At 59.9% G+C, this 6,321-nt stretch carries 7 protein-coding genes; 4 read left to right on the top strand and 3 right to left on the bottom strand.

What is annotated here, in order from left to right:
* Position 1 precedes the first annotated feature (1 nt).
* Positions 2-655 carry an oxygen-insensitive NAD(P)H nitroreductase gene (gene nfsB / locus QRD42_RS04575; RefSeq protein WP_321988283.1) on the bottom strand — a complete coding sequence of 218 codons (654 nt, stop codon included), beginning with the start codon at positions 653-655 and terminating at the stop codon, positions 2-4.
* Between the two features lie 180 nt (positions 656-835).
* Here nfsB and QRD42_RS04570 point away from each other — a divergent pair, with 180 nt between their 5' ends.
* Positions 836-1,753: a LysR family transcriptional regulator gene (locus QRD42_RS04570; RefSeq protein ID WP_321988282.1), complete on the top strand. Its 918-nt coding sequence runs from the start codon at positions 836-838 to the stop codon at positions 1,751-1,753.
* On the opposite strand, the gene QRD42_RS04565 is transcribed toward QRD42_RS04570, so the two are convergent.
* Positions 1,750-2,982 carry an MDR family MFS transporter gene (locus QRD42_RS04565; protein ID WP_321988281.1) on the bottom strand — a complete coding sequence of 411 codons (1,233 nt, stop codon included), beginning with the start codon at positions 2,980-2,982 and terminating at the stop codon, positions 1,750-1,752. The genes QRD42_RS04570 and QRD42_RS04565 overlap by 4 nt on opposite strands.
* A gap of 120 nt (positions 2,983-3,102) precedes the next feature.
* Between QRD42_RS04565 and QRD42_RS04560 the strand changes: the two genes are divergently transcribed.
* From QRD42_RS04560 to QRD42_RS04550, 3 genes are read left to right on the top strand one after another with little or no spacing between them, the layout of a single operon-like run.
* Entirely contained in the window at positions 3,103-4,110 is a 1,008-nt protein-coding gene (locus QRD42_RS04560; protein ID WP_321988280.1) for an ABC transporter substrate-binding protein, read from the top strand.
* Positions 4,111-4,142: 32 nt separating this feature from the next.
* Positions 4,143-5,150: a FecCD family ABC transporter permease gene (locus tag QRD42_RS04555; RefSeq protein ID WP_412175878.1), complete on the top strand. Its 1,008-nt coding sequence runs from the start codon at positions 4,143-4,145 to the stop codon at positions 5,148-5,150.
* Positions 5,147-5,905 (top strand): ABC transporter ATP-binding protein, encoded by a 759-nt coding sequence (locus QRD42_RS04550; protein ID WP_321988279.1) that lies wholly within the window; start codon positions 5,147-5,149, stop codon positions 5,903-5,905. The genes QRD42_RS04555 and QRD42_RS04550 overlap by 4 nt, the downstream gene beginning before the upstream one ends.
* Positions 5,906-5,965: 60 nt before the next feature.
* Here QRD42_RS04550 and QRD42_RS04545 read toward each other — a convergent pair whose 3' ends face one another.
* The gene (locus QRD42_RS04545; protein WP_321988734.1) at positions 5,966-6,256 is read right to left on the bottom strand and encodes a SymE family type I addiction module toxin; all 291 of its coding nucleotides are present in this window, start codon (positions 6,254-6,256) and stop codon (positions 5,966-5,968) included.
* Positions 6,257-6,321 lie beyond the last annotated feature (65 nt).

Genomic DNA, 6,321 nt, shown 5'->3' with positions numbered 1-6,321 from the left:
CTCAAATAAACGTAAAAATCTCGTCACGCGGCAGGCGGGATTTTGGCAGGCTGGCGTTAAAATCTTTGTCGCTTTTCACGCCCAGCGACACCAGTACCACGCTGGTTAAGCCTTTTTCACGCAGTCCCAGCGCCAGATCCAGCTCGCGGGAGTCGAAACCTTCCATCGGCGTGGCGTCGATGCCGAGCATCGCGGCACCCAGCAGCAGACCACCCAGCGCAAGATATACCTGTTTTTCCATCCACTGCGGCACATCGCGCAGTTCATAGCGATGCATATCCACGTAGCCACGGCGGCCTTTATCCTGCCCGGCTTTGGCTTCTTCGCTGGCGAAGCGGCCATCTTTCTGCTCCTGTTCCAGCACGTTCTGCAGATGCTCTTCCGTCAGATCGCTTTTCATGCACAGGGCGATCACGTGGGAAGCATTCAGCACTTTTGCTTCGTTATAGGAAAATGCACCGCCAGTGGATTTGGCGATCGCGGCGCGGCCTTCGGCGGTGGAGGCCACCACAAAATGCCACGGCTGGGAGTTCACCGACGACGGGCTGTTTTGCAGCACGTTCAGCAGGGTTTCAATATCGTTTTCCGGCAAAGTCTGGCCGGGTTCAAAAGCTTTAACGGTGTGGCGGCACAGCACGGCATCATTAAGCGTCATGATTTTTTCCTTTCCAAAAAGTGAAACGTAACGGTTGTTCGCCTGAGAATAACGCCAAATCCGATGCAGAAAAACCTGTCCGGCGGTGCAGCACTTTCTCTTTAAAGATGAAAATCAGGTGCGTGCTGGCGAGTTTCTGGCAACAATGAAGGCCGTTTTTTTCCTGTTCCGGAGAGCGTCATGATCCGCCTCGAAGATGTGACCTTGTTTGCGCGCGCCGCGGCGTTAGGCAGTTTTTCGAATGCCGCCCGTGAGGCGGATTTATTACCGGGCCAGGTGAGCGCCGCCGTGCACCGGCTGGAACGCGACCTGGATAAGCGGCTGTTCGTGCGCTCCACGCGCAGCCTGCGGCTGACGGCGGAAGGGGAAAAATACCTGCCATTCGCCCAGGAGATGCTGGCGGTGGTGCAGGCGGGACAGGAGAGTCTGCACAGCAGCGATGATGAACTCCAGGGCGAGCTGAAAGTCGCCGTGCCGTCGGATATTGGCCGCAACGTGCTGCTGCCGCTGATCACCGATTTTTGCGCGCAGCATCCGAAAATCACCCTGCGGCTGTCGCTCTCGGATCAGATCAGCGATATTTTTCGCGATCCGGTGGATGTGGCGATCCGTTACGGCGTGCTGGATAACAGCAGTTATGTCGCCCTGCCGCTGGCGGAGAAAAACCGCCGTGTGCTGGTGGCATCCCCCGACTATCTGGCCGCGCACGGGCGTCCGGCGACGCTGGGCGATGTGACCCATCATCATTGCCTGCTGTACACCATGAACAGCCACGTCCACGATAAATGGACGTTCCATGAAAACGGCATGCGCCGCCAGCTTACGGTGAAAAGCCGGATGCTGTGCGATGACGCTGACGTCGCCCGCCGCTGGGCGATTGCCGGAATGGGCATCGTTTATAAATCCTGGATAGACGTCAGCGGCGATGTCGCCGCCGGCAGGCTGGAAGTGCTGTTGCCGCACATTGCCGGCGAGGCGGCACCGCTTAATCTCATCTGCCCGCACCGTAAGCAATTTTCCCCGGCGATCCGCCAGCTGCACGGCATGTTGCGCGCGCAGATGACGGCGATCGCAGACCGACTGGCCGCCCCGCGTTAACGCTGTTGCAGCGGGCGGCAGATCGCCAGCATGGCGATGGCGCTGCACAGCGGCACGGCGGCGAGCAGCAGCCAGGGCATAATCGCCTGCGGGGAGGGCGTCAGCGCGTGGTCGAGCTGCCCGCCGAGCAGAAAATTACCCGCCAGCACCGCCACGCCGCCCATCGAGGCAAGCGCGCCGTAATGCGCGCCGAGGTTATGTTCTCCGGCGAAACGCGGCACCAAATCCATGCCCACCGGCACAATGATCATCTGCCCGAGCGTTAACAGCGTCACCATGCAAATGGCAGGGATCAGCCGCTGCCAGTTATCGGGCGGCACGTCGGCGGCAAAAAACGCCACGCTGGCGAACGACGCGCTTAACAGCCCGAAGCCGAGCGGCAGCGTGCGTAACGGCCCGAGGCGACGGGCAAAACGCGCCAGCGGCAGTTGCAGGCAGACGATCAGCAGCGAGGCGAGCATAAACAGCGGCCCGAGATCGGTTTCCCGGCTGCCGGAGCGGCGCAGTTCCACCGGCAGCGCCAGATAGAGCTGGTTATAGCTGAACAGATAGGCGCTGTAGGCGATGATAAAAGCCACAAAACGCGGCTGGCGGAAGGTCTCCCACCAGGGGGTGATCTTCAGTTCGCTGGCCCTGCGCGGCGTGGCGGGCAGGCTGAAAAACAGCACCACCAGCGCAACGATAAACACCCCCGCACCGGCCAGCGCCACGCGCTGAAAACCAAATCCCGCCAGCAGCGCGCCGAGCACCGGCCCCAGCACCGCGCCCAGTTCCCCGCAGATGGCAAAAAGCGCGAACCATTCCTGGCGGCTGCGCTTGCCGTCGGCTTCGCTCTGCGTCCCGGCCTTCGCCAGCAGCGCTTCGATGGCAGGGGAGAACAGCGCCCCGCCGATGCCCGTCAGACAGGCGCCCAGCACTACCGGCCAGAACGACTCCCCCAGCGCCAGCAGCAGATAGCCGCTCACCCGCACCAGACAGCCGCTGAGGATCACCACCCGCGCGCCGAAGCGGTCCGCCAGCGCGCCGCCCACCAGAAACATTCCCTGTTGCGAGAAAGTGCGCAAACCGATGATCAGCCCGATCACCCATCCCGACAGCAGCAGGTCGTCGCGCAGGTAAATCGCCAGAAAAGGCACGACGGCATAGAAGCCAATATTGAAGACCAGCTGGCAGCCGGAAAGCAGATAAGGGGAGGTGCGTTTTGTTGCGTCTGTCGAAGTCGAAAACATGCCATAACCGAAGTTGAGTGATGAAAATTGACAATATATTTTGCGATGGGTATAAGTCCACCACTTAAGAATGATTTGCATTTACCTGCGCGTAGCCACTGATCCTCTGGAGTAAGACGAATGCCGGTTTTAAAGAAAACGCTTTTAGCTTTAGGAATACTTTGCCTGAGTACGGCATCCGCCCTGGCGACGCACTATCCGTTAACCATCGATAACTGTGGCATGAAAGTCACCTTCGACAAAGCGCCGGAGCGCGTGGTGGCGCTGGGGCAGAACTCCGCAGAAATCATGCTGATGCTCGGTTTGCAGGACAAAATGGCCGCCAGCGCTTTCTGGCCGACAAAAGTCTTACCGGAACTCGCGAAGCAGAATGAAAAAGTCAAAGTGCTGACCGTGGAGATCCCGACGCTGGAGTCCATTCTGGCACAGGAGCCGGATTTTGTGGCGGCGCAATTGCCGTTGCTGCTCGGGCCGGACAGTAAAGTCGCTAAACGCGAAGATTTTGCCGCCGTGGGCGTAAACAGCTATTTATCGCCGGGCGTCTGCACCACCACCAAAAACACCGGCGACATCTACGGCAGCCGCAAGCAGATGTGGGACATGACCCAGCTGTACAAAGAAATTAACGACCTGGCGGCGATTTTCGACGTGCAGGATCGCGGTGATGCGCTGGTGGCGAGCTTCAAAAAGCGTGAAGCCGATCTGCGCGAGAAATTCCATAAGGGCAATAAAGATCTGTCGTTCGTCTTCTGGTTCTCCAGCGCCTCGCCGTCAGCCGATGCGCACATGAGCGGCAAGAACAGCGCCTCCGGCTTTATCGCGAATATGCTGGGCGGTCACATTGCACTGAATACCGATGCCGAATGGCCGACGGTGAGCTGGGAAAGCGTGATCAGCGCCAACCCGGACGTGATTGTCGTCGCCAGCCTCGACCGTAACCGCTGGGTACTGGATCGCGCGGAAGAAAAAATTAAATTCCTGAAAACCGATCCGGCGGTCAGCCAGCTGGATGCGGTGAAAAAAGGCCATATCGTGGTGATGGATGGTCAGGCGATGAACCCGACCGTGCGCACTATTTATGGCGCGGAGCAGGTGGCGGCGCAATTAGAGAAGCTGGGTCTGAACTGATGTCTGTGGCGTCCCGCTCGGTAGTTGAAAATATGCGTTCCGTGGTGTTGCTGCTGGGTGCGGTGCTGGTGCTCGGCATCACCATCGCCTTCAGCGTCGGGGTGGGCGAGCTGTCGATCCCGTTAAAAACCACGTTTTTCGCCATCACCAATAAGCTCGGTCTGACCGGCGTAACCTTAAACCGCATCCATGAGACGGTGATCTGGGATTTTCGTCTCAGCCGGGCGCTGGTTGCCGCCTGTAGTGGCGCGGGGCTGGCCATCTGCGGCGCGGTGCTGCAAAGCCTGCTGAAAAACGCGCTGGCGGAGCCGTATGTGCTGGGCGTGTCAGCCGGTGCCTCCACCGGGGCGGTGGCCGTGGTGGTGCTGGGCGTGGGCGCAGGGGCGGTGTCGCTCTCCGCCGGGGCTTTTATCGGCGCTTTCGCTGCCTTCCTGTTCGTCGCGCTGCTGACCAACGGCGCGCGCGGCGGCAATGAACGCACCATTCTTGCCGGTGTGGCGGCGTCGCAACTCTTCAACGCCCTGACCGCCTACACCATCAGCACCTCTGCCAATGCGCAGCAGGCGCGCGATGTGATGTTCTGGCTGCTCGGCAGCTTCAGCGGCGTGCGCTGGCCGGAGTTTCAGCTGGTGCTGGTGGTTGTGGTGATTGGCCTTGCGGTGTGTCTGTACCACGCGAAAGCGCTCGACGCCTTTACCTTCGGGGATGACGCGGCGGCATCGCTGGGTATTCCCGTCGGCGTGATCCGCCTGATCCTGTTTTCCGTCACGGCGCTGATGACCGCCGCCATCGTCAGCATGGCTGGCTCCATCGGCTTCGTCGGCCTGGTGGTGCCCCATATGATGCGCTACTTCTTCGGTCCGCTGCACCGCAAACTGCTGGTGGCGTCGGCGCTGATGGGCGCGATTTTGATGGTGCTGGCAGATATCGCTTCCCGCACGGTGATCGCCCCGCAAAGCCTGCCGGTCGGCGTGGTGACGGCGCTGGTTGGCGTGCCGTTCTTTGCCGTTATTCTTTATCGCTCAGGGAAATTTTCATGAGTATCAGTGCCGAAAATCTGTCCTGGCGTATCGGAAAAAAAGTCATTGTTAATGATGTGTCGCTCAGCGTGCCCAAAGGCCAGACCATGGGGCTGCTGGGGCCGAACGGCTCCGGGAAATCCTCTTTGTTGCGTATTCTGGCGGGACTGCGTCGGCCCGACGCGGGCCGGGTGATGCTGGACGGCGGCGATGTGCGCGAGGTCGGCAAAAAAGCGCTGGCGAAGCGCGTGGCCTTTGTGGAGCAACATGCGGCGACAGACTCCAACATTAAGGTGATCGATGTGGTGAAGCTGGGGCGCATTCCGCACCATTCACCGCTGTCGCCGTGGACGCATGCGGATGACGAGATTGTCACCGCCGCGCTGGCGCGCGTGGAGATGCTCGACCGCCAGCAGCAGGGCTGGCAGAGCTTGTCCGGCGGCGAGCGTCAGCGGGTACACATTGCCCGCGCGCTGGCGCAGTCCCCCTCCGAGATCCTGCTCGACGAGCCGACAAACCATCTGGATATTCACCACCAGATGCAGCTGATGCGACTGATCAGCGCGCTGCCGGTCACCAGTATTGTGGCGATCCACGATCTGAATCATGCGGCCATGTTCTGCGATTCGCTGGTGGTGATGCAGAACGGCGGTATAGTGGCGCGCGGTACGCCGGACGAGGTGCTGACCGAAGAGATGCTGCGCGAGGTCTTCCACGTCGAAGCCAGAGTGGAGATTTCCCGCTTCAGCGGCAAAAAGCATATTCACTTTTTGTAGGGGGATACGGTGCAGCGCCGGGAGCCGGGCTGCACCGCCTGTATCCGGCACTAAGTGACCTTAATTGAGCGCTGCCAGCGTCGATTCAATCATTTTTATCCTCTGCTGTGCCGCTTTCAATTCATCCTGGAGCCGCTGCTCCTGCTCGTTGTAAGCCATCAGTACGATGCACCCATTCATCACTTTTACCGTCACTTGTTGTCCGGTATCGAACCCCGCTTCCCGTAGCCATTTCCCTTTCAGGATCAGGTTCGGCGTGCTTTTATCCCGGCCACGCGGGCGATAGCCCACGATCACGGAACGCTCGCTTTTTTTAATCTCTGACTCTGGGGTAGAATGCGGATCAGCCATAATCAACTCCTTGATAGTTGGTGAGGTTAGACGCTCCGGCTGTGTTGCTGCACATCGGAGCGTTG

Origin of the sequence: Enterobacter sp. PGRG2, assembly GCF_030291195.1 — a bacterium.
Lineage (GTDB): Bacteria > Pseudomonadota > Gammaproteobacteria > Enterobacterales > Enterobacteriaceae > Enterobacter_D.
This window is presented reverse-complemented; position numbering and strand designations above follow the sequence as displayed.